Raw genomic sequence first — 25,644 nt, forward strand, 5'->3', positions numbered from 1 at the left:
TGGTTCTTTTACATCGTGTTTTTACCGTGCTGTCACGGTTCTTTTACATCGTGTTTGTACCGTGCTGTCACGGTTCTTTTGCATTATGCTTTTTCTGTACTGTCACAGCCCTTTTATATTGTGTTTTTTATTTTACTTTTACGATCGTTTTTGCACGTTTTTTTCCTGCTTTTACGGTAATGATTGTTTTTCCTTTTTTGCGTGCTTTGACTTTCACGGAAATCTTTTTAGCAGCATTTGTGGTCTTTTTGATGGTTACGATCTTTTTCTTTGAAGAGGTAACGGTGACCTTATCGGTAGTCTTTTTCGAGGTAACAGTATTCATTACCGGGAAAGTAAGTGTCTTTGAACTGCCTTTTTTGATCGTTATATTTTTTTTCGCTGATTTGATCTTTTTACAAGGATTTTTTACGGCTTTTGCTGACGGAGCTGTCGTTGGTTTTGCGGATACGGCTGGTGTATCTGTAGATGTCGTTGGTTTTGCGGATACGGCTGGTATATCTGCAGATGGCGTTGTTGATGGAGCAGGAGTGTTGATCACAGGTGCTTTTTCAACTTTTTTACAATGGATCACATAGGTTGTAATACTGTTTGCTTTTAAGGTTGTGCTGATCTTTCCGGCAGATGGATTCCATGTGCTGACCGTGGTGGATGAATCCGTTGTTTCAGAAGTTACGTCTGCCCAGTTTTCTCCGTTTGCAAGATCTCCGCTGGTACGAATGACTTCCATCGTAGATTGTGCAAAAGAACCGGTATATTTTTGCGTATCTACAGTAGAAAAGTCAATCGCGGACAGATCAATTTCTGTGTTCTGTGCTTCGTCATTTAAGTTGGTGACAACAATCACAGTATCTCCGCTTGTGGCATCAAATGCTGCTGTACTATATAATTTTTTAGAAGACAAAGAAGTGCTGCCAAGCAAAGTATAACCCGGCTTAATATAGCGGGAATATTGTCCCATTCCATAGTATTTTTTGGTTAATACGATCTTTTCCTGATTATGATCCGCTACGGCAATTCCCCAGAATCCATTTTTATCAAGATCCTTATATTCTTCAGCAGATTTACTGTCAGCATCGTATTTGTTATTGGCATCGATATGAATGTCAATTGCATCCCAAAGAACCCAGGCAGAAGGCATCAGGTAATTTAACTGTCCTGTCATATTTTTTGATAAACCTAAGGCAGCACTCATCTCCTGTGCGTTGGTTCCTTCACTATAAGAACCATCTACTTCTGACATCCAAAGATTGACTCCTAAATCCTGTGCAGCCTGTCTGGTATAAGCGGCACTGGATTTGTTATAGGTATAACAATGGATATCCATTCGGTCTAACATGCTTTGGGAGGTACTGTCTATTTTGGAAAAGAATGCATTGGTATCTGTTGTGCTTGAGTAGTCACATCCCGCAAGGACCATATCATTTAATCCGTTTGTGAGCATGGCGTTTTTCACAACTGGCAATAAAGCAGAAATGGAATCCGGCTCTATTTTACAGCCCTCCTGCTTGGAATTTAAAGCTGTCCAACCACCGGAAGGCTCGTTCATCGGTTCTAAACTTGATAACGAATAGCCCTTTTCTTTCAAATGTTTTGTGACATCCGTTAAATATTTTGCAAATGCAACATGACAATCACTTCTGAGATTTTCAGCAGAATTGACTCCTCCGGAAGAGCAGCCGCTGTTTGTCATAAAGTATGGAGGGGAATTGGAAAAAGCTTCTCCAAGGAAATTTTCTCCTGCTTTTTTGGCTGCCTTCATTAACACATTTAACTGGTTCTTGTCGGCATTCCAGTCATAATTCCAAGCATAACCGGCAGTCAGATCGTATTGATCAAACTGTTCCCCTTCTTCTTTGGTTGTGATCTTCGTTGGATTTACGGCATATCCGGGAATTTTGGAATCAGAACGTGTAATATGATCATGAGAAGGATCATCTCCGCCACCGATATTGTATCTGCCGATCGTCATTCCCAGCCCCTTTTCTTTATCGTAGAAAGCATCAGTTGCCTGCTCAGACAGAGCCTCGCTATAGCCTACACGGTTTGCCCACCAGCAAAGGCTTGTACCAAACCCCTGAAATTCGCCATAACTGTTATGATTTGTATCATGAAATGTAGAACGATTCGTCGGATCAACAGAAATTACTGTGTTTTCCGCTGCCTTTACTTTTCCGTTGTTAGTGTTACAAGTTGTATGCACATTGCATAGGACAGAAAGTGTCAGACTTCCTATTAGTGTCGTGGCGATTACTTTTCGAAATAGTGTTTTGCTCAAATTCTTTCACCTTTCCTTTCTTTTTTATTGTATCTAGCATATCTAAAATACACTTGATGAATATAGAAATTATTTGCAAATAGTTTCCTATAGAGTTATTTTATAATATCGTATATAATTATCCTATACACAATTTACTCTTTGGTTTGTCTTATTTCTACTTTTTGTTGAAACAGGAATATTTCTGTGACAATAGCAGATCAAACCATTTTTTTTGATTATGTTGCTTTTACAATGTCTTAGAATGTTAGAAAAAGGAGAGAGAATATGCATCCACCAGAGAAAACATTTTTTCAACAGAATATTTATTTTTCGGCTGATATGAAGCATTTACCGGAGATTGTTTTGATCGATGATGTAACCATCTCATCACCCTATGTACATTATCGGAGAAAACCGGAAGAATACATCCTTTATTATATTTATGATGGTGAAATGTATCTTACAGAAGGTGATACAGCCTATGTATTGGCAAAAGGAGACATTCTGCTCTTAGATCCGAAACGTGTTCATTATGGAAGAAAGACATCGACTTGTCATTATCTGTATTTGCATTTTCGGTGGGATGATCTGAAAGAGGAGAGTATTCAGGCAGATCATCTATTGCATTTTCGTAAAAGTCTGCGGGAGCAGAATTCATTATTTGATGCTGCCAATGCAGGCGGTGACCGGCTTATCTTGCCTAAATACCGGAAGGTACCGAAACGTTCGGATGGAAAGATCAGGTTTCTACTCGAACAGATGCAAAGCCAGTTTCACAATGGAATGGAATACCGTCAGGAGATGACAGCAGCATTGTGTCTTCAATTCTTTATAGAATATGCCAGAATTTTGAATGATCAATATAGTGAGACTACAACTAAAAATATGGATCAGACGATCAGCAACATTATTACATATATCTACCGGTATTACCCGGATGAAATCACAAGCCGGGACATTTCTCGTAGAATGCATGGTAACTATAATTATATCAATCGGAAATTTAAGGAATACACTGGAAGGACGATCATGAATTTTCTGAACGAATATCGTGTCTACAGAAGCAGAGAATTGCTGGCAACCGGATTATATACTCATAAACAGATTGCAGCCGAAGTGGGATTTTGCAATGAATTTTACTTTTCACGCGTATTTAAAAAGGTAATAGGGATCAGTCCAAGTGTGTATGCAAAAGGTGTAAATAGAAAGGAAACCATCTAGTGGATTGGAATGAAAGGAAAAAGTGTATAATGTGGTAACGGTAAATATGAATGATGTAACAGCACAGAAGTCTGTCTGCATGGATGGATTCGAATTTTTCAAAACACAAAACACGGAAAAGCACAGACATACTGCCTGCTGCATAAGATATAGAGATATCATGTAGAGGTGTCGCAAATGCAGTCTTTTCCAAAGCCACTTAGTGCGAAAGAAGAAAAGGAATGCATCGCAAGGTGCCGGCAGGGAGATCAAAAGGCAAGACAATGTCTGATAGAGAAAAATTTGCGGCTTGTTGCCTATATAGCGAAGAAATATAATGTCGGAGATAAAGATATGGATGATCTGATATCGATCGGGACGATTGGTTTGATCAAAGGGATCGATACATTTGATGAAACAAAGAATATCCGCTTAGCGACATACGCTGCAAGATGCATCGACAATGAATTGCTTATGATGTTACGTGCAGAGAAAAAGAAAGCAAAAGATGTCTATTTATACGATTCGATCGGCTCGGATAAAGAAGGCAATGAGATCAATCTTTTTGACATTATAGAATATAAAGATGAAGATGTCATAGAAAGGCTGATGGTAAATGAACGTGTTGGAAGACTCGGAAAGATCATGGAAGAAACATTGAGTGGCAGAGAAAAGACAATTCTGATCATGCGGTATGGGCTTGATGGAAAAAAAGAAAAAACACAGCGGGAAATTGCTAAGTTATACGGCATTTCCCGCTCTTATGTTTCCCGGATCGAAAAAAGAGCATTAGGAAAGCTTCGTAAGAAATACGAAGAGATCGAAAATGCCTCTGCTAAAAGAAAATAGAATACAAAGAGATTGAGAATGCCTCAGTCAAAAGAAAATAGAATACAAAGAGATCGAGAATGCATTTGCCGTTATGAGTAGCGGAAAATATGTATGTTTCTGAGAAGCCGGTATCTTGTATGGCTTTTGTAAATATGTTAAGATAAAATAGTATGAAAATAATTGGGAGAGTGGTTTTCATATGGCAACAGAAGAGAGCATTTCTTGCCGGAAGTAAGGAGTGTGATCGAAAAGAAAGCGCAGCAGAAAGGAGTTTCGCACATAGCGGGAAGAATATGACATATATAGAAGAATATAAAGAAGGAAATAAATTTTTTGGTATTTATTTATGCAAATCAAAACAGGTTTTAAAGACAAAAGCAGGTAAGACATATTATTCTCTTTTGCTACAGGATAAAACCGGTGTGATCGATGCAAAAGTCTGGGAATTGAATAACGGCATCGCAGATTTTGATGCAATGGATTTTATTATGACAGATGGCTCGGTGACCTCTTTTCAGGGCAGTCGTCAGGTCAATGTGACACGGATCCGTAAGGCGCAGGAAGGGGAATATGATCCGGCAGAATATATTCCTGCATCCAAATATGACCGTGAAGAAATGTATCAGGAATTAGTCGGATATATCAACACGATTCAGGAGCCGCATTTGAAACAGCTTACTTGTAAATATTTTGTAGAAGATGCAGAGTTTATCAAGGAGTTTAAGCAGCATTCGGCAGCAAAATCCGTTCATCATGGATTTGTAGGCGGGCTGTTACAGCATACACTTGCAGTTACGAGAATGTGTGATTTCTTTGCTAAGAATTATCCGATCCTTGATCGCGATCTTTTAATCACGGCAGCTATCTTTCATGATATCGGAAAGATCTGGGAATTATCGGACTTTCCATCGAATGATTATACCGATGAGGGACAGTTACTTGGACATATTTTCCTTGGCGCAGAGCTGATCGGCAGAGAGGCCGAAAAGATTCCGGGCTTCCCGGAAGTGCTTGCAAGAGAACTTAGACATTGTATTCTGGCACATCATGGAGAACTGGAATATGGATCACCTAAGAAGCCTGCAATGGCAGAGGCAATGGCTTTGAATTTTGCCGATAATGCAGATGCGAAGTTAGAGACCATGACCGAAGTATATGACAAAGCAGAGCCGACAACAGAATGGCTTGGCTATAACCGTTTATTAGAGTCGAATGTAAGACAAAGCTCAGGATACATACAAAAAAGAAAATAACGCAATAGAATAGAACGCAGGAAGCACCTTGAAAGCGATTCAGGGTGCTTTTTAATGGAATAGGAAATTGCTCGTGTAATAGTGGTATATTAACAAGAATTGCTTTAGCAATTCTTGGAGTGCAAAGCACTGGCTTTGCACTTTTTTAGGGAATAGGAAACTGTTCGTGCAATAGTGGTATATTAACAAGAATTGCTTTAGCAATTCTTGGAGTGCAAAGCACTGACTTTGCACTTTTTTAGGGAATAGGAAACTGTTCGTGCAATAGTGGTATATTAACAAGAATTGCTTTAGCAATTCTTGGAGTGCAAAGCACCGGCTTTGCACTTATTATCATGGAAAGGAGGTTGCTATGGCAAAAAAGAATAGGAAGAGTAAAGACATTGTCTGTCAGAAAAACGATGAGCTGGAAGTAGATATTATTGATATGGGAACCGAAGGAGAGGGCATTGGAAAAGTAAAAGGGTATCCTCTTTTTGTAAAGGATGCCGTGATCGGTGATCGGGTTCGTGTAGTTGTTATGAAGACAAAGAAGAATTATGGATATGCCAGACTTTTAAAGATTGTGAAAGCATCTCCATCCCGTGTGGAACCGAAATGCCCTGTGGCAAGACAATGCGGTGGCTGCCAGTTACAGCATTGTTCTTATGAAAAGCAGACAGAATGGAAAGAGCAGAAAGTGAAAAACTGTCTTGAGCGGATCGGTGGATTTTCGCTGGAAGGATCCACGATCGAGGTAGAGCCGATCCTGCGGATGGACGAACCATATCATTATCGTAATAAAGCACAATTTCCTGTCGGCACAGACAAAGAGGAAAATCCGGTGGCTGGTTTTTATGCAGGAAGATCGCATTCGATCATTGCAAATACGGATTGTAACATTCAACATCCGTGTAACAAAGAAATTGTGGATACCGTCTTGCAATTTATGAAAGATTATGGAATCCCGGCGTATAATGAAGGAACACATACCGGGCTTGTCCGCCATATCCTGACCAGAGTAGGTGCTGTGACCGGAGAAGTGATGATCTGTCTTGTGATCAATGGAAAGAAAATGCCACACGACAAAGAACTTGTTGACAGATTGCTAAATTGTTCATGGAATAACAAAACTGCTGTAAACGCAACTGTTGCCACGAATATTGCAGGCGATACAACTACAGCTCCTGCCACGAATATTGCAGGCGATACAAACACAACACTTACGATCAAAAGCATCTGCCTGAATTATAATGAAGAAAAGACAAATGTCATTCTCGGACAAGATATTCAGGTGCTTTATGGTGAAAAATATATTGAAGATTATATTGGTGACATCAAATACCGTATTTCACCACTTTCTTTCTATCAGGTCAATCCGGTACAGACCAGACGATTGTATCAGACAGCATTGGAATATGCCGATTTGAAAGGTGGCGAAGTGGTATGGGATCTATATTGCGGAATCGGAACGATCTCACTTTTTCTGGCACAAAAGGCAGCTCATGTCTGTGGTGTTGAGATCGTGCCACAGGCGGTTGAAGATGCGAAAGAGAATGCACGACTGAATCATTTCGAAAATGCAGAGTTCTTCGTGGGGGCAGCGGAAGATGTTGTTACAAAGCAGTACCAAAAGAGCAACGGAAGCCTGAAAGCAGATGTTGTAACATTAGATCCGCCACGTAAAGGCTGTGACGAAAAGCTTTTAGAAACTGTGATCGCTATGGAACCAGAGCGGATTGTATATGTAAGTTGTGATCCGGCAACGCTCGCCAGAGATCTGCGATTCCTGTGCGACAGAGGATATGAACTCAAAAAAGTGCGTCCGTGTGATATGTTCGGACACAGCTATCATGTGGAGACGGTCTGTTTGCTGTCAAGAAAAGATAAATAAGGGCTGAAAAGCGGTTTGTTCCCGGGCTTTTTGTAAGGTTGGTATCACCAGAGAAACCTTGCAAAAAGCTCGGTTGTGATTGCTTTAAGATATATGCTTAGCTTGCATTTATAGTTAAAAAGTTGTAAATAACTGCATCACTTTAACACATCATTACGTTATATAGAGTAGAACACTTTATAAAAAAGTGCGTGAAAAAGGGAAAGATGTGCATTGAAAAAGGAAGAGAATGGAGGAAAGAGAACGGCAAAAGCTGATTTTGAAAGGAGTGAGCAGTATGAAGAAAAGTGTAAAGAAAAATATCATTATTTTAGCAATATGTATGGGTGCAACTTTTTGTTGTTCTGGTTGTACAAGCAAAAAGCAGACAATTGCAAAGGATGGAGCGGTGACAATGAGCGCTGTTTTGACCGAAGATGATAGCACTACCGTAGAGTGTACTATCATCAATAAAACCAAAAAAGACATTGTGACCGGGGAAGAGTATTCTTTATGGGTTTTAAAGGATAAGTCTTTTGTTGAAGTACCTTTATTACCGGAAGCCGGAGGTTTCAATTTATCGAGCAAGGATATTTTGTCCGGAGATGAATATAGTTTTAGGGCATATATTGAGAAATATTATGGAAAATTAGAAGTAGGTCATTACAGAATAGTAAAAGAATATACGGAGAAAGACGGCAAGAAAGATACGGACAAAGAGAACGTTTCGGCTGAGTTTGATCTATCCTGATTGTTCGTATACATCTTTCATCAAGAGTGTACCGGCCAATACTTATAAATACATCAATTTGCAAAGTTCCTTTCCTGTGGCGGTTTCAAAAATATGACCAAGTGCGTGCTTTGCAGAGCTTTTTGGAAGATTATCTTCATATTGATTGACAAGATAATCTGCTTCTAGCAGAATGCGGTAATCGATACCGTTAACATCCGTATATGTGTGGTGATGACCGACAAGGTAGCATACACGGTCAATGACAGTGGTATCAAAATTAAGGCGTTCTAATAGTTGTCTCGCGATTGCGGGACCTTCCAGTTCCTGTAGTTTTCCATTACATTTTCCGTATTTTTCTTCGGCGGATTTGATTCCGATATCATGTACAAGAGCGGCAGCCTCTAAGGTGAAAAGAGTATTAGATGTTAGTCCTTCCTGCGTACCGATATATTTTGCATAGGCATGTACTTTAGTAAAATGCTGTATCCTTTTTGGGTCATTATGATAATAACGCATCATTTCTAAATTTAAAGAAGATAATAGATCCATGGTCATAGCCATCCTTTCTTATCAAAATATCAAATAAAACAGTTATAACAATTTTTTCAATCGAATATGAAGAATAGTAATAATGCTACGCTGCATACAAAATAATTATAACGTGGACAGTGTTATTTGAAAAGGAACAGATGACAAATTATATGTTTTTTGTTCTGGGTATGTTTTCTATCATATGGTTTTGTATATAGAAAAGTTTTTTTTGATCATTCAATCGTCAAGCTTCCACCTGCAAAAGGAGATAATGAGATTATAGAATGAGGAATAAAAAACTGGTAAGATTAAAATTCCGTACAAGAATTTAGTAAATTTATGATGTAGAATTTAGTGAATTTATGATGTAGTCTTTACTTCCGGACATAAATATGATATAAATTAAAAGATACGCAGAAAATCGGATAAAAGCAAAAGCAGATCGTAGTGATAAAACCGTTCCTTCTATGTGGCAGGAACGGTTTTTCCATGGGAAAAAGCAGATTGGCCGGTCGAGACCGGACGAGCGGATATTGTCAGGGGTTGCATTGTCACAAGTTGTTAGAGTAGAAATGAGGAAATATATGAATTTTGAAGAGTTGAATTTAGATCCGAAGATTATGAGAGCAGTTACCGAGATGGGGTTTGAACAGGCAAGTCCGATTCAGGCAAAGTCGATTCCGATCGCAATGGAAGGAAAAGACATGATCGGTCAGGCACAGACTGGAACCGGTAAAACAGCCGCATTTGGAATCCCTGTATTACAAAGAGTCGATCCGCATAAGAAGAAATTGCAAACAATCGTTCTTTGTCCGACAAGAGAGCTTGCTATCCAGTCTGCAAATGAGATTCGTAAGTTAAGCAAATTTATGCATGGTGTCAAAGTGCTTCCTATTTATGGCGGTCAGGAGATTTCTAAACAGATCCGTTCTTTAAAAGGCGGTGTACAGGTTGTGATCGGAACACCGGGACGAGTGATCGATCATATTCGTCGTCATACTTTAAAATTGGGCGAATTAGAAACGATTGTATTAGATGAAGCTGATGAAATGTTAAATATGGGATTTCGGGAAGATATTGAGACCATTTTACAGCAGATACCGACAAAACATCAGACGCTTCTTTTTTCGGCAACCATGGCAAAACCGATCATGGATATTGCAAAAACATATCTGACAGAGCCCGAGATCGTAAAAGTTGTGAAAAAAGAACTGACCGTACCAAAGATCGACCAGTATTATTATGAGGTAAATCCACGCAAAAAGAATGAAGTGCTATCACGTTTATTAGATCTGTATGACCCTGAGCTTTCTCTTGTGTTTTGTAACACAAAACGTAAAGTAGATGAGTTAGTAGATGATCTCAAAGGCAGAGGCTATTTTGCGGAAGGGCTTCATGGAGACATGAAACAGTCGCAGCGTGACAGGGTTATGAATGGTTTTCGAAACGGAAAGACCGACATTCTTGTGGCAACCGATGTAGCAGCACGTGGTATTGATGTGGATGATGTCGAAGCCGTATTTAATTATGATGTGCCACAGGATGATGAATATTATGTGCATCGTATCGGACGTACCGGCCGTGCCGGAAGAAGCGGACGTGCGTTTACTTTGGTAGTGGGACGTGAAATATATAAACTCAAAGATATCATGCGCTATTGTAAGACGAAGATCAAACGTCAGCCTATTCCGTCTGTAGATGATATTACAGAGATCAAAGCAGAAAAGATTTTAGAAAAGGCGAGCAGCTATATTGATCATGGAAATCTTCCTGAGATGATGGATATTTTAGAGGACCATCTGGATGATAAAGAGTATTCGGCATTGGAAATGGCAGCAGCATTTTTGATGATGGAACTTGGGGAGATCCAGAATCCGGAGCTTAGACAGGATGATTTTGGTGATACCGGAGCAGAACCGGGCATGGTTCGTCTGTTTATCAATATCGGAAAGAAGCAAAGAGTACGCATCGGTGATATTTTAGGTGCGATCGCAGGTGAATCCGGTATGGAAGGTAAATTAGTCGGAGCAATCGATATGTTTGACAGTTATACTTTTGTTGAAGTACCGAGAGAATATGCATCGGAAGTGATCGAGGCGATGAAACATGCAAAGATCAAAGGCAAAAATGTTAATGTAGAGCCGGCAAACCGTAAATAAAGATAAGACAGGCATAGCATTGTCTGCAAGAAAGCAACGAAATGATTCCGCAGAATGGAATGATAGCTGTACAAGTGTGCTCATACGCAGAATGGAATGATAGCTGTACAAGTTGACAATTGAAAAATATTATGCTATGATAAAAAGTGCTGTAGAGATACAGCAGTAACAAGTTCATAAAAGAAACTCTTATTCAGAGTGGTGGAGAGTGAAGGCTCAGTGAAACCACGGCAACCCCTTGAAAAAGGAAGGTGCCAATCTCAGCGAGAAATCGATCAATAAGATGCATATACAAAATTCAGGCGTTCATCTTAGGGATCATAAGATGAACGTTTTTTTACGGAATAGGAAATGATAAGTAACCTATGCCGTAAAATGTTACGCAAAGTTGAAGTGGGGCTGCCCATTTTGTTCTTAGAAAAGTTGAATAAAAGTTTCGCCAGGATACAGGTAAATAAACGAAAAGAGAAAAAGGAGGATACCGATGGATAAGAGATTATTTACATCAGAATCAGTTACAGAAGGACATCCGGATAAAATCTGTGATAATATTTCCGATGCCATTTTGGATGCATTAATGGCACAGGATCCAATGAGCCGTGTGGCATGTGAGACCGTCATTACAACAGACTATGTCATGGTAATGGGTGAGATCACAACAAAAGCAAAAGTAGATTATGAAAAAATCGTTCGTGATACGATCCGTGAGATCGGTTACGATGCTGATGAAAAAGGATTTAATTGTGATACTTGTGAAGTGAAGATTTTACTTGACAGCCAGTCAGCCGATATCGCAATGGGTGTTGATAAGGCATTAGAAGCCAAAGAAAATCAAATGTCTGACGAGGAATTGGAAGCAATCGGCGCAGGAGATCAGGGTATGATGTTTGGTTATGCGACAGATGAAACCGAGGAGTTTATGCCATATCCGATCGCACTTGCTCATAGCCTTTCAAAGAAGCTGACAGAAGTTCGTAAAAACGGTACATTAGATTATCTCCGTGCAGATGGTAAGAGTCAGGTAACAGTAGAATATGATGAGAATGAAAAACCAATTCATATCAATGCGGTTGTTATATCATCCCAGCATGCAGCGGATGTAACACAGGAACAGATTCATGAAGATATCCGTAGAGAAGTCATTGACAAAGTGCTTCCAAAAGAATTAGTAGATGATAAGACAAAAATCTATATCAATCCAACCGGTCGTTTTGTGATTGGCGGACCAAATGGTGACAGTGGTCTGACAGGACGTAAGATAATTGTAGATACCTATGGTGGATATGCACGTCACGGTGGTGGAGCATTTTCCGGCAAAGATTGTACAAAGGTTGATCGCAGTGCAGCTTATGCAGCACGTTATGTCGCAAAGAACATTGTGGCAGCAGGACTTGCAAAACGCTGTGAGATCCAGCTATCCTATGCAATCGGTGTTGCACAGCCAACTTCTGTCATGGTCGATACTTTTGGTACCGGTAAGCTTTCGGATGAAAAGCTTGTCGAGATCATCCGTGAAAACTTTGATCTCCGCCCGGCAGGAATCATCAAGATGTTAGATCTTCGCCGCCCAATCTATAAGCAGACAGCAGCTTATGGTCATTTCGGACGTCTGGAACTGAACCTTCCATGGGAAAAGACAGACAAAGCAGATATCTTAAAGAAATACCTGTAAGCAGACAGTATGCAATAAAATAATAGAATCAAAAGCCTTCGGATCAGAATGCAAAACGGATCCGGAGGCTTTTTAGATGAACAGAATTGGCAATAGTAATAAAATATTTTTTTGAATTTGGTAAAAATGTCTGCCGATAAAAAAAACATATTAAAAATGCTGATTTTTTTAAAAACCGTAGTGCATAGTGCAAAAAATAAAAAAATGATTTTAGAAAAATTGCGAATGGTATCGTCTGACCGTTCCTGATATGCTCTTTGTAAGAAAAAATTTACGCGTAATATATTCTTCTAAAAATCAAAGAAAAAAGAACAATCAAAATCTTTTCTGTTAAAAAGATGAGATATTGTTTCGAACAAGAGAAATGGAGAGATGTTATGGAGAGAAAATACAAAAGGTTAGAAGAACTGGAGTTATGGGATGATTTTATGTTTGGTGCTGTCATGAGCAATAAAGAGTTATGCAAAACATTATTAGAGTTGATCCTACATAAAAAGATCAAAGATATACGGTACCCGGAACTTCAAAAGGTCATGGATTGGAAATATGAAGCAAAAAGTATCCGGTTGGATGTGTATATTGAGGATATTACAGATACAGTTTATAATATAGAGATTCAGGCAACAGATCAAAAAAATCTCCCTAAAAGATCACGTTATTATCAGGATATGATCGATCTGAATATTTTGGATAAGGGAGAAGATTTTAATCAGTTAAAGAACAGTTATGTCATTTTTATCTGTAAATATGATCCGTTTGAAAAAAGGAAATGTATGTATTGGTTTGAGAATATCTGTGTTGATGATTTGTCATTGAAATTAGGGGATGATTCCGCTAAAATTATTATAAATCCTTATGGTGATGATGCAGAAAAATATGGAAAAGCTTTTAAAGCTCTTATGGGATTTTTGAAAAGTGGAAGACCGACAGATGACTATACCGAATCGTTAGAAAAGGAAGTAGGAGTTGTAAAGGCTAGTGAAGAATGGAGGCGGGAATATATGACATTATTGATGAGAGATAAGGAAAATATTCGCTTTGGAGATCTGGCAAGAGGTGTATGTCAGGTGAAGAAAAACAAAACCCGATTTACTGCTGAAGAGTTATCTTCTATTCTGGATTATGATACGGCTACCATTGAAAAAATGATTGAAAGCATCAATGCCCATCCTGATTGGTCAGAAGAAGATATTGCCGAAGAATTGCTATATAAAGTTGATCTATAGTATGGATATATCTGTATAAAAATGGGAAGAACCCCCTTTTGTAGTGATAAGACTTCGAAAAAAGTGCGTGGAATGCAGAACACGTAAGTGTTATGCAACAAAAAACTTGTTACACTATAGTATAGTGTAACAAACAATATCCCCAAAAAATATTTAGAAAGGCAAAGGTAGAAAATGAATCACTACAAAAAATCAGTAAAAAAATGGATTGCGATAGCAATCAGCATGGCAATGGTTCTGACTTCGGTATTGACAGGTAATGTTACGACCGGAAGTGCAGCAAGTGCACCAAAGTTAAACTTTTCTAAGAAAACTGTGACAGCAGGTAGAAAAGTAACTTTAAAGGTAAAGAAAAAACCGGCAGGATCAAAGATTCTTTCGACAAAATGGAAGAGCAGCAATAAAAAAGTTGCTACGGTAACAAAAAAAGGTGTCGTAAAAGCAAAAAAAGCAGGTAAGACAAAGATTACGGCTACTGTTCGTTACAAAAAAGGTAAGACAAAAAAGACAAAGAAGCTTTCTTGTACGATTACCGTGAAAGCAAAAAAGAGTACAACAAAGCAGGAAGATCAGATTGTAGTAACACCGGCACCGGGCAATGTTGTGACAATAACTCCAAATGAAACAAAGACACCTGATGCGTTAAAAACAGAGAAACCGGTGCAGCCTGGTGCAACATCAGATGTAATACCGTCAGTATCAGCAAGTGTCAGTGCAAAACCAAGTGCAATACCGTCAGCATCAGCAAGTGCTAGCACAAAACCAAGCGCAACACCGTCAGCGTCAGCAAGTGTTAGCACAAAACCAAGCGCAACACCGTCAGCGTCAGCAAGTGTTAGTACAAAACCAAGTGCAACACCGGCAGCGTCGGCAAGTGTTAGCACAAAACCAAGTACTACAAAGCCAACTACAGCACCGATAGTAACACCGGGAAGTCATTTGTCTGCAAATGGTATAGCTACGATTGATGATGGTGTCATGCGTTCTGATATAGATGCATATGATATCGTACATGATATGGGCATCGGTATCAATCTTGGAAATACATTAGATGCAGTAGCAGGCTGGCTCAATGGTGGCGGTACGGTAGAAGATTATGAAACAGCATGGGGTGCACCGGTTACAACACAGGAAATGATCACAGGTATGAAGAAAGCAGGTTTTCATTCTATCCGTATCCCGGTAGCATGGTCAAACCTGATGAAAGATGACGGTACTTATACGATCAATGAAGATTATTTCAACCGTGTAGAAACGGTTATGAATTATGCATTCAATGCAGGCATGTATGCAATCGTCAATATTCATTATGATGGCGGATGGTGGGCACGCTTTGGCTCAAAGACCGAATCAGAGCGTACACAGGCGATGGTCAAATACAAAGCAATGTGGACACAGATTGCAAATCGCTTTAATGAATATTCGGATCATCTTATCTTTGAAGCTGCAAATGAAGAGTTAGGAGAGCGTTTGAATTCAACAGATGACTATGCAGGTTCCGGTTATTTTACCAATACCGATGACCTTTATAAACAGGTTACGGCGATCAATCAGGCATTTGTTGATACCGTGCGCGGTACCGGTGGAAATAATGCAAGTCGTTTTCTTTTGATCGCAGGATATAATACCGATATTGCAAAGACTTGCGATGAAAGATATGTCATGCCGACAGATACGATAGACGGTCATATGATGATCTCAGTCCATTATTATTCTCCGGCAACTTATTGTACGGTAGATGATCCTGATAATTCATGGGGCTATAGAGACTCATGGGGAACAGAAGATGACATTGCAGAAATGAAAGATACATTAAACCTGATGCGTATCAATTATGTTAATAAAGGGATACCGGTTATTATTGGTGAGTACGGTGTTATTGCAGGAAAAAATTCGGATGGTACGACACATCGCAAAGACGGAAGAGATGTCTTTATTTCAACAATCTGTGAATATGCATTAACCCATGGTATGTGTCCTGTGCTATGGGATATCAATGAAATCTATTCAAGAGCCAGCAATACCATAGTACATTCGACCGAAGCAGCAAACTATAAGAAGTTTGAACAGCAGGCATTAGAAAGCGAAACATATCGTCCGGCTTCTAAATCGACTACATTGACATACACAGGAAGTATCGGTTATTCCGGCTGGACGCCTTCTACAGTAACAGCAGAAGGTGATGTTGATTTTTCTGTTACAAACCAAGGCGGAACTTTTATGATCTCGGATGTAAACTGGTCAGATTATACCAATCCAAAGATTACCATGACAATGCAAGGTGCAACCGGAAATGTTACCTGTCGTTTTGCAAAGACAGCTTCTGGCGGAAATCAGTATTATCAGGCGATAGAAGCTTCTGATGTCTTGAAAAGTACATCATGGAATTTTTCTAAAACACTTACGCAGTCGTTATCAGATTGTGATTTGACCGGAAAGGCAGATCTGTATTTTGATATGGGAGGACTTGAAGCGTTTTCAGGAAAGATCACGATTACGATTTCTGATGCACAGTAATACAAATGTTATAAAATGCAGCAAACATACATAGTTGCAGTAAAAGACTGCAAAGCATTTTCTGTAACAAATATATAAAGCACAGACGGAAATATTTCCTGTCTCTGGCAGTTTGAGAATCTTTACTGCAGCTTTTGGAAAAAGTTGCAAGCTTATTCAGAATCCGTTATACTAAAATATAACGGATTTTGTGTTATCGCACATAAAACACGAAGCAGGATAACGGAAAAATATGTGCAGAAATGAGGATGATCATGGATATAAAGCTTCCAAAGGCGGTAGAATATATTATTGACACTTTGGAAAAAGCGGGTTATGAAGGTTTTGCAGTTGGTGGCTGTGTACGGGATACACTTCTTGGACGTGATCCACAGGACTGGGATATTACAACTTCTGCAAAGCCTGAGACAGTCAAAAAGCTTTTTCGCAAGACAATCGATACAGGGATTGAGCATGGAACGGTAACCGTCATGATTGACCATGTCGGATATGAAGTAACAACCTATCGTATTGATGGAGAGTATGAAGACAGTCGTCATCCTAAGAATGTAGAATTTACAACCAAACTAAATCTGGATCTGGAGCGAAGAGATTTTACGATCAATGCCATGGCCTATAATCATAGCAGAGGGCTGGTGGATGAGTTTGAAGGAATACAGGATTTAGAACGTAAGATCATACGATGTGTCGGTGATGCAGGGGAACGTTTCGATGAGGATGCACTGCGAATGTTACGAGCTGTACGTTTCTCGGGGCAGCTTGGCTTTCAGATAGAAGAAGCAACCAGACAGGCAATATGCGAGCGTGCAAAGAATTTACAAAAGATCAGTGCGGAGCGGATCCGGGTAGAACTGACAAAGCTGTTGATATCAAAAGATGCAGGACAGATCCGGGAAGCATATCATACCGGTATCCTAAAAGTGATCCTGCCGGATATCGATCGTATGATGACGATCGATCAGAAAAATCCACATCATATCTATACGATCGGAGAACATTCTATACGAAGCGTTGAGGTGATGAATGCACTTTGGGGACGATATGAGTCTAAGAAAAATCTGCCGGATATACCCGATCAGGTCTATGTGTATGCGAAAGAACTGACAGGAATGCTTACACCAAAGCAACATTCTATTCTTTGCATTACCATGCTGTTTCATGATATAGGAAAACCGGATAAGATGACGATTGATGAAAACGGGATCGGCCATTTTTATGGACATCATGAAAATGGTGAGAAAATGTCAGGCACCATATTAAAGAAGTTGACCTTTGATAACGAAACCGTAAGTGCCGTCAGACATCTGATCCGATGGCATGATTATCAATACGGCACAACAGAAAAGTCAATCCGCAAAGCAGTTGCCAAAATAGGAAGAGACTATATGCCGATGCTTTTTTTGGTGCAATTTAGTGATATTTTATCTCAAAATCCGTCTACTTTTGAGGGAAAACTGAATACAATTTATCAGGCGATCGAGTATTGGAAAAAGATAATCCGATCAAAAGCAGCGCTTGAATTAAAAGATTTAGAGATCAGCGGCAAAGATCTGATCAGGCTTGGAGTCAGACCCGGACCGGCAATCGGAGCGTTATTAAAGCAGCTTTTAGAGGAAGTGCTTGATGAGCCGGCATATAATCGGAAAGACCGGCTTTTAGAAAGAGCACAGACACTTATGCATTCTTTCAATGGAAACGAAAAAGAATAAAGCAGATAACAGGACAAACCGAATGGAGGAAAAAGATGGATTTAAATGTGCATATGTACCAGATGTCAAAAGCGATGAAAACGCAGTTATATCTTGACAATCTGACAATGATCTTTAATCCGCAGGCACTTTTTAGTGATGGAACAGAGCAATACCGTATTCCGGCAGAGCCAAAAGAAAATGATTATGTAAAGATCCGTTTCCGGGCAGGCAGAGAAAATATTGATCAAGTCTTTCTGATCACAAATGATGTCCGTCAGAAAATGGAAAAGATATCAAATGACAGATTGTTTGATTACTATGAAGCAGGAATGCAATTAGATACACAAAGAGTAGAATATTACTTTGAAGTGCATTGCGGACCGTTAGTCTGTTATTACAATGCAACAGGTGTAGCAGATCATGTTGATCCGCAGTATCATTTTTGGATCAAGCCGGGATTTTCTACTCCTTCATGGGCAAAAGGAGCTGTTTTTTACCAGATTTATGTGGATCGTTTTTTCAATGGAGATACCTCTAATGATGTAGAAACCGATGAATATTTCTATATCGGTGAGGGAACGGAAAAAGTAGAAGACTGGAACAAATATCCGGCGCAGATGGGTGTCAGAGAGTTTTATGGTGGAGATATTGCCGGTGTCTGGCAAAAGCTTGATTATTTACAGGATCTTGGTGTAGAAGTTATTTATTTCAACCCGATTTTTGTATCGCCATCCAATCATAAGTATGATATTCAGGATTATGATTATATCGATCCGCATATTGGTAAGATCGTAAAAGATGAAGGAGAGCTTTTAAAGCGTTCGGAACAGGGAAATCTGATGTGCGATCCTGAGCATCCGAATAAAAATGCGTCACGTTATATCTGCCGTGTTACGGATAAAGAAAATCTTGAAGCAAGCAATCAATTTTTTGCTGATTTTGTAGAAGAAGCACATAAAAGAGGAATGAAGGTAATCTTAGACGGTGTATTTAACCATTGTGGTTCGTTTAATAAATGGCTTGACCGTGAATGCATTTATGAAGATGCACCGGGGTATGAAAAAGGTGCATTTGTATCGCAGGATAGTCCATATCGTTCGTATTTTAAATTCTGGGAAGAAATCTGGCCATATAACACGTATTACGATGGCTGGTGGGGACATGATACATTACCAAAGCTTAACTATGAAGAATCCGATGAGTTATTCCAATATGTAATGCATATTGCACGTAAATGGGTGTCTCCTCCTTATAATGTAGATGGCTGGAGACTTGATGTGGCAGCAGATCTTGGACATTCCGCTGAATATAATCATTTCTTCTGGAGGGAATTTCGCAGAAATGTAAAAGAAGCAAATCCGAATGCGATTATTTTAGCAGAGCATTATGGAGATCCGAAAGACTGGCTTAGCGGGGATCAATGGGATACAGTTATGAACTATGATGCGTTCATGGAGCCGATCACATGGTTTTTGACCGGAGTAGAAAAGCACAGTGATGAATTTCGTGGTGATATGAAGGGAAATGCCGATGCGTTTTTTAATTCCATGCGCCACTTTATGACACGTTTTAACACGCAGTCTCTCCAGATAGCGATGAATGAACTGTCAAACCATGATCATTCACGTTTTTTAACCAGAACAAACAGTCAGGTCGGACGTACCAATACCCGTGGACCGGAAGCCGCAAATCAGGGAATTGACAAGGCTGTTTTCCGTCAGGCTGTTATGATCCAGATGACCTGGCCGGGAGCACCGACACTTTATTATGGTGATGAAGCCGGATTGTGCGGATGGACGGATCCCGATAACCGACGTGCTTATCCATGGGGAAACGAAGATAAAGATTTGATCGAGTATCATAAAGTATTGATCAGTCTGCATAAAGAATGTCAGGCGTTAAAGACCGGTTCGATCATGTTTCTGCACGGCGGGTATAACCTGATCTGTTATGGACGTTTTGATGAGAAAGACAAAGTAGTGGTGATCATCAACCGGGATGAAGCAGAGCGTGAGATTCATATCCCGGTATGGCGTCTGGGAATCAAATATCAATCCCGTATGGCTAGAATCTTTCGGACAGATCGGGAAGGCTTCTTTGATGAAACACAGATGTATGTGGTAGATAACGGTTATATTCGTGTAAACTGTCCGGGCGTATCCGGTATTATCTTAAAGAATATGGAAGATACTGCATATTAGTATAAGAATGGGAGTTAGAATACCATGAGAAAGTTTAGAGAGTGGATGCATACTACAGGAAGAAATAAAGTGATCGCTGTTGTTTTTTTGATCGCGATCGCTATCGTATTGCATTATTTTATTGTAGAAAGAGATGGTTATATCGGGGCAGGAAAACCAAATCCGACTGTATCGCCAAAGTCAGCGAAAGAAGAGATTATTGGCGGAGATTCCATTGGCAGTGTTGATCCTGATACAACCATGATTCCGGGCGATGCAATTCATCCGAGCACGACACCGAAAGTCGGTAACAGTTCCAAACAGAAAGGATCTGAGCAAAAACAAAGCCAAGAATAACACGTTAAAACAATGCTTGTAGCAGTAATGAAATCTTAACAAATATGATATAATAATTCCAAAATCCAAGCATTATATGCTTGTCGCACTTCGTGCTTGATGATTTTGTCATTCATGAATTCTGCACAAGAAAACTTGTTTTCTTGTGTTGCAAATTCATGATATAAGATAAAAACTATATAAGTAAAAAGAGAAAAAAAAGTAAGGCTATTGACATTTTCATAAAAGAGTATAGAATATAATGCGTATTATGATAGTAGGGATTGCTTTACATAGTTGCTTTTTTTATAACAGATTGCATAGCAGGACAAGTTGTATTGCAAAGTGTTGCATGATCTGTACAGTAGAAAAATAGAGCATGTGGGGTGAATCCTAAAATTTATAAAGGATATCCTAGTAAACAGATAGGAACAATACCAATGCGGTACAATGTTAAAAATATGTTTGAAAATGTACATACAGATAGCGAAAGGTTATTTGTTCTTATATAATAAAATAGCACAAAAGTGTGCAGGAATGGAGTGATACGATGAGTAAGTTGATTTATTTAGACAATGCAGCTACTACCGCAGTCAGACCGGAGGTATTGGATGCGATGATGCCATATTTAAAAGAAGAATATGCGAATCCTTCCAGTATTTATACATTTGCGCAAAAGTCAAAAAAAGTAGTGGATGAGTCACGACGCACGATCGCAGAACTTTTAGGTGCAAAAGAACGTGAAATATACTTTACAAGCGGCGGAAGTGAGGGCGATAACTGGGCGTTAAAAGGAACGGCTGAAGCATTAAAAGCAAAAGGAAAGCATATTATCACTTCTAAGATTGAACATCATGCCATTCTTCATACCTGTGAATATTTAGAACGTCAGGGTTATGAAGTGACTTATCTTGATGTCGATGAAAATGGTCTGGTCTCACCGGAAGCAGTAGAAGCTGCGATTCGCCCGGATACGATTCTGATCAGTATTATGTTTGCAAACAATGAGATCGGTACGATCGAACCGATCAAAGAAATTGGTGAGATCGCAAAGAAACATGATATTTTCTTCCATACAGATGCGGTACAGGCATTTGGCCATATTGCGATCAATGTAGATGAGATGCATATTGATATGTTAAGTGCGAGCGGTCATAAGTTCCACGGACCAAAAGGAATCGGTTTCTTCTATATGAGAGATACTGTAAAGATAGGACCTTTGATCCATGGCGGTGCACAGGAACGTTCCCGCAGAGCCGGAACACATAATGTACCGGGGATTGTAGGTATTGCAACCGCTGCAAAATCAGCCTATGAAGATCTGGATCAGAAGATGAAACAGCAGGCAGAAATTCGTGATTATGCGATCGATCGTATTTTAAAAGAAGTTCCATATTGTCGTTTAAATGGTGACAGAGTAAAACGTTTACCAAACAATATCAATGTCTGTTTTCGTTTCGTAGAAGGTGAGTCAATGCTGATCATGCTCGATCAGAAAGGAATCTGCGGTTCAAGCGGATCTGCATGTACATCCGGTTCTCTTGATCCTTCTCACGTCCTTTTGGCAATCGGTCTGCCACATGAGATCGCACATGGTTCTCTTCGTATGACACTTTCAGAAGAAACAACCAAAGAGGACATGGATTATGTAGTTGATAATATTAAAGCAATCATTGAGCGTTTAAGAAGCATGTCACCTTTGTATGAGGATTTTGTTAAGAAAAATAAATAAAATGATGCAAAGGGCAAAAGCAGATAGCAATGTATATTTCTAATATAGATTGTTGACCAGAAGATGGAGGATAATAAGTATGTATAGCGAAAAAGTAATGGATCATTTTACAAATCCACGTAACGTTGGCGAGATTGAAGATGCCAGTGGAGTAGGTACTGTTGGAAATGCAAAATGTGGTGATATCATGCGTATCTATCTTGATGTAGATGAAGATACAAAAGTGATCAAAGATTGTAAGTTTAAGACATTTGGCTGTGGTGCAGCAGTAGCAACAAGCAGCATGGCAACAGAAATGGTTATGGGAAAGACGATCTATGAAGCATTACAGGTTACAAATAAGGCGGTAATGGAAGCATTAGACGGACTCCCACCGGTAAAAGTACATTGTTCTTTATTAGCGGAAGAAGCCATTCATGCTGCATTATGGGATTATGCACAGAAACACAACATTGAGATTGAAGGTTTAAAACCACCAAAGGCGGATATTAATGATGAAGAATAAGAAGGTAGTTGTGGGAATGTCCGGTGGCGTAGATTCTTCCGTGGCGGCATATTTGCTGAAAAAGGAAGGATATGATGTCATTGGTGTTACAATGGAAATCTGGAAGAAAGATGCTACAGAAGTAGTAGAAAATGAGGGTGGATGCTGTGGAATTACTGCCGTGGATGATGCCAGACGTGTGGCACAGAAGCTTGGTATTCCACATTATGTCATGAATTTTCGTGATATTTTCCAGGAAAAAGTCATTGACTATTTTGTAAAAGAGTATCAGCTTGGGCATACACCAAATCCCTGTATTGCCTGCAATCGTTATGTGAAATGGGAGGCTCTTTTACAAAGAAGTTTAGAAATCGGTGCAGATTATATAGCAACCGGTCATTATGCCAGAATCGCACAGCTTGAAAATGGCAGATATGCGATACAGAATTCTGTTACAGCCAGAAAAGACCAGACCTATGCTTTGTATAACCTGACACAATGGCAGTTAGAACATACTTTAATGCCGGTTGGTGCCTATCACAAAGAAGAAATCCGAAAGATCGCTGCAAGGGAAGGGCTTTTTGTGGCAAATAAACCGGACAGTCAGGAAATCTGCTTTATACCGGATAATAACTACAAGCGTTTCTTGGAAGAAGAAACCGGTAAGAAGAGTGTTCCGGGAAACTTTGTGGATGCATCGGGTAAAGTGCTTGGACAGCATAAAGGAATTACACATTACACGATCGGGCAGAGAAAAGGACTCGGAATTGCGTTCGGTCATCCGGTCTTTGTCAGCGAGATCCGTCCCGAATCAAATGAAGTGGTACTCGGAAACAGTGAAGAAGTCTTTTTTGATCGTTTGATCGCAACAGATATCAATTGTATGGCAGCAGACAAATTTACAGTAGGACAGCGTATGCTTGCCAAGATCCGTTATGCGGATCTTGGACAGATGTGTACAGTAGAAGATGTCAGGGATGATCAGATCACGATCGCTTTCGATCAGAAAGCCAGAGCAGTGACACCGGGACAGGCAGTTGTCTTTTATGAAGACGGCTATGTGCTTGGCGGTGCTACGATACAAAAAGGAATCAAATAAAAAATATTTTCTACAATAAAGTATTTGCTTTTGGTCTTTTCACGATCACTTTACATTTTGCTGACTTTCCATTGGCAAGTGTAGCATACACATAAGTGGTTCCTGATTTTTTGCCCTTAATCATACCTTTTTTATTAACCGATACAATTTTTTTTCGAAGGGAACTAAAGACCGGCTTTTCTGTGGAGATACTTGGACGTATCGTATAAGAAAGTTTACTGCTTTGTCCCACAGTGATAGTTCTTGTTGATTTACGAAAAACAATGCTGACTGCTTTTGGAGTGACATTGATCGAGGCAGTCAGTTCTTGTACATTATCAAAGAAAAGGAAGCCCGGTGTAGAGATTTTGATCTGGATCTTTGCATTTCCATATCCCATGCCGGAGTATTCACAGGCAGTATTGGAAATCTGTTTTACCGTAAGAACGGAAGTATTGTTACTGCTAAAAGAAACGGTTGCATTAGCAGGAAGATTGATCAGGTCAAGTTGTTTTGTTTCCCCCTGCAGGATTTTCTTTTTATATTTTAAAATTTTGACCGGTTCGCGTGGCGAAGCAGAAGACGATTTTTTTGATGCATCATTACGATAGCTGATTTGCTGGCGTATTGATGCATTTTTTTGCTGTGGTTTCAAAAAAGTTTTGGTCATTGAAACAGAGGAATTGCTTTCGCTGTTTGCGGCCATTGTATCTGCTTTTGCGTTCGTAGCACAAAAAACACCGGAAAATAAAAGACAAAGTCCTGCTATCCAAAAAATATCTGTTGTTTTTTTAATCATGAATCTTATAAAGGAATATTTTTTCAAATTACCACCTCATTTCTTCGTATATAGGAATCCTTTTATTTTACTTTTGAATAAAATATTATCGGAATAGTAAAATAGATTTTTATTGATTACATCATCATTGTAGTATGTCATAGTGGCATTTTAATGTCAAAATGATTCTTTTTTTTGACATATTTACATGATAAACTATATGTAGTTGAGAGGATGAAAGCAGTGAAAGGTCTGCATTATGTGAAAAATGGGACTTTTGACATTCTGATCCTTAGAAAGAAAAGCATATGTTCCGGGTACAGTCGATGAACAGAGAGAAATTTCCGGCTAGACGCAGAAGGATTTCTTTGTACCGGATAAAACGTTACGAAAGAAAGAGAAGGGAGTCAAAAATCATGAAGAATATTTTAATAGCGGATGACAATAAGGATATTACGGATATTCTTGCGGCATATGTAAAAAAAGAAGGCTATCATCCGGTAATTGCAAAGGATGGTGGAGAAGCAGAACGATTATTTGAAAGCGAAAATCCTGTTGCACTTTTATTGGATGTTATGATGCCGGTCAAAGATGGTTATGAAGTGTGTAAGGATATTCGCAAAAGATCTAGCGTTCCTATTATTTTGATCACAGCCCGAGGTGAAGATTTTGATAAGATCATGGGTTTAGACATTGGTGCTGATGATTATATTGTAAAACCGTTCAGCCCGAATGAAGTGATGGCGCGTCTGCGTGCTGTTCTGCGTCGGCTGCAAAAGCCGGAAGATATGATAAACAATGAAAATATAATACATATCAGTAACATGACGGTGAATCTGGAAGAATACACATTTAAAGTCAATGGAGAAAGAATTCCGTTGACTAAGAAAGAGATTGAAACAATGTGGACTCTGGCGTCGAACCCGAACAAAGTATTTACCAGAGATAATCTGCTCGACAGTTTGTGGGGATATGATTACTATGGAGACAGCCGTACCGTGGATTCGCATATTAAACGACTGCGTGCAAAACTGGATTCTGTGGAACACCCGGACTGGACGATCAAAACAATCTGGGGAGTCGGATATAAGTTTGAAATCAGTGAAGAGAACTTCTGATCAAAGAGGAAAA

General features: G+C 39.4%; 19 protein-coding genes and 1 riboswitch. Of the genes, 16 read left to right on the forward strand and 3 right to left on the reverse strand.

Going from position 1 to position 25,644, the window contains the following annotated elements; translation table 11 throughout:
• Positions 1-127 precede the first annotated feature (127 nt).
• Entirely contained in the window at positions 128-2,278 is a 2,151-nt protein-coding gene (locus tag H8700_RS11550) for a glycoside hydrolase (protein ID WP_249305728.1), read from the reverse strand.
• A gap of 267 nt (positions 2,279-2,545) precedes the next feature.
• On the opposite strand from H8700_RS11550, the gene H8700_RS11555 reads away from it, so the two are divergent.
• The 5 genes from H8700_RS11555 (at position 2,546) to H8700_RS11575 (ending at position 8,147) form a co-directional block, all read left to right on the forward strand.
• Entirely contained in the window at positions 2,546-3,481 is a 936-nt protein-coding gene (locus H8700_RS11555) for an AraC family transcriptional regulator (RefSeq protein ID WP_249305729.1), read from the forward strand.
• Between the two features lie 177 nt (positions 3,482-3,658).
• On the forward strand, positions 3,659-4,309 hold the full coding sequence (gene sigK, locus H8700_RS11560; RefSeq protein ID WP_249305730.1) for an RNA polymerase sporulation sigma factor SigK: 651 nt from the start codon (positions 3,659-3,661) through the stop codon (positions 4,307-4,309).
• Positions 4,310-4,584: 275 nt separating this feature from the next.
• Positions 4,585-5,544, forward strand: a complete 960-nt coding sequence (locus H8700_RS11565) for a 3'-5' exoribonuclease YhaM family protein (RefSeq protein WP_249305731.1) — start codon at positions 4,585-4,587, stop codon at positions 5,542-5,544.
• Between the two features lie 352 nt (positions 5,545-5,896).
• Entirely contained in the window at positions 5,897-7,417 is a 1,521-nt protein-coding gene (gene rlmD / locus H8700_RS11570) for a 23S rRNA (uracil(1939)-C(5))-methyltransferase RlmD (protein WP_249305732.1), read from the forward strand.
• A 277-nt stretch (positions 7,418-7,694) separates the two neighbouring features.
• Complete coding sequence (locus tag H8700_RS11575; protein WP_249305733.1) at positions 7,695-8,147, forward strand: immunoglobulin-like domain-containing protein; 453 nt, start codon at positions 7,695-7,697, stop codon at positions 8,145-8,147.
• A gap of 42 nt (positions 8,148-8,189) precedes the next feature.
• Here H8700_RS11575 and H8700_RS11580 read toward each other — a convergent pair whose 3' ends face one another.
• A complete protein-coding gene (locus H8700_RS11580; protein ID WP_249305734.1) occupies positions 8,190-8,678 on the reverse strand; it encodes an HD domain-containing protein in 489 nt (162 codons plus the stop codon).
• Positions 8,679-9,244: 566 nt separating this feature from the next.
• On the opposite strand from H8700_RS11580, the gene H8700_RS11585 reads away from it, so the two are divergent.
• The 10 genes from H8700_RS11585 (at position 9,245) to mnmA (ending at position 23,756) form a co-directional block, all read left to right on the forward strand.
• Positions 9,245-10,819 carry a DEAD/DEAH box helicase gene (locus H8700_RS11585; protein ID WP_330606371.1) on the forward strand — a complete coding sequence of 525 codons (1,575 nt, stop codon included), beginning with the start codon at positions 9,245-9,247 and terminating at the stop codon, positions 10,817-10,819.
• A gap of 186 nt (positions 10,820-11,005) precedes the next feature.
• A riboswitch (SAM riboswitch) is annotated at positions 11,006-11,104 on the forward strand.
• A gap of 199 nt (positions 11,105-11,303) precedes the next feature.
• The gene (metK, locus tag H8700_RS11590; RefSeq protein ID WP_022142384.1) at positions 11,304-12,491 is read left to right on the forward strand and encodes a methionine adenosyltransferase; all 1,188 of its coding nucleotides are present in this window, start codon (positions 11,304-11,306) and stop codon (positions 12,489-12,491) included.
• Between the two features lie 377 nt (positions 12,492-12,868).
• Positions 12,869-13,717: an Rpn family recombination-promoting nuclease/putative transposase gene (locus H8700_RS11595; protein ID WP_249305736.1), complete on the forward strand. Its 849-nt coding sequence runs from the start codon at positions 12,869-12,871 to the stop codon at positions 13,715-13,717.
• 174 nt (positions 13,718-13,891) lie between these two features.
• Positions 13,892-16,234 (forward strand): glycoside hydrolase family 5 protein, encoded by a 2,343-nt coding sequence (locus tag H8700_RS11600; protein ID WP_249305737.1) that lies wholly within the window; start codon positions 13,892-13,894, stop codon positions 16,232-16,234.
• Positions 16,235-16,488: 254 nt separating this feature from the next.
• Positions 16,489-17,943, forward strand: coding sequence for a CCA tRNA nucleotidyltransferase (locus tag H8700_RS11605; protein WP_249305738.1), 1,455 nt, complete (start codon positions 16,489-16,491; stop codon positions 17,941-17,943).
• A 35-nt stretch (positions 17,944-17,978) separates the two neighbouring features.
• Positions 17,979-20,126 (forward strand): glycoside hydrolase family 13 protein, encoded by a 2,148-nt coding sequence (locus tag H8700_RS11610; RefSeq protein WP_330606372.1) that lies wholly within the window; start codon positions 17,979-17,981, stop codon positions 20,124-20,126.
• 24 nt (positions 20,127-20,150) lie between these two features.
• Positions 20,151-20,462, forward strand: a complete 312-nt coding sequence (locus H8700_RS11615) for a hypothetical protein (protein WP_249305739.1) — start codon at positions 20,151-20,153, stop codon at positions 20,460-20,462.
• Positions 20,463-20,991: 529 nt separating this feature from the next.
• Positions 20,992-22,173 carry a cysteine desulfurase NifS gene (nifS, locus tag H8700_RS11620; protein WP_022142378.1) on the forward strand — a complete coding sequence of 394 codons (1,182 nt, stop codon included), beginning with the start codon at positions 20,992-20,994 and terminating at the stop codon, positions 22,171-22,173.
• Positions 22,174-22,252: 79 nt separating this feature from the next.
• Positions 22,253-22,678: a Fe-S cluster assembly scaffold protein NifU gene (gene nifU, locus H8700_RS11625; protein WP_022142377.1), complete on the forward strand. Its 426-nt coding sequence runs from the start codon at positions 22,253-22,255 to the stop codon at positions 22,676-22,678.
• A complete protein-coding gene (mnmA, locus tag H8700_RS11630; protein ID WP_249305862.1) occupies positions 22,668-23,756 on the forward strand; it encodes a tRNA 2-thiouridine(34) synthase MnmA in 1,089 nt (362 codons plus the stop codon). Before nifU ends, mnmA begins: the two co-directional genes overlap by 11 nt.
• Before the next feature lie 10 nt (positions 23,757-23,766).
• Here mnmA and H8700_RS11635 read toward each other — a convergent pair whose 3' ends face one another.
• Entirely contained in the window at positions 23,767-24,441 is a 675-nt protein-coding gene (locus H8700_RS11635; RefSeq protein WP_249305740.1) for an Ig-like domain-containing protein, read from the reverse strand.
• Between the two features lie 488 nt (positions 24,442-24,929).
• On the opposite strand from H8700_RS11635, the gene H8700_RS11640 reads away from it, so the two are divergent.
• A complete protein-coding gene (locus H8700_RS11640) occupies positions 24,930-25,631 on the forward strand; it encodes a response regulator transcription factor (RefSeq protein ID WP_022141512.1) in 702 nt (233 codons plus the stop codon).
• Positions 25,632-25,644: the final 13 nt, after the last annotated feature.

The sequence above is a fragment of the Jutongia hominis genome (assembly GCF_014384965.1).
Lineage (GTDB): Bacteria > Bacillota > Clostridia > Lachnospirales > Lachnospiraceae > Butyribacter > Butyribacter hominis.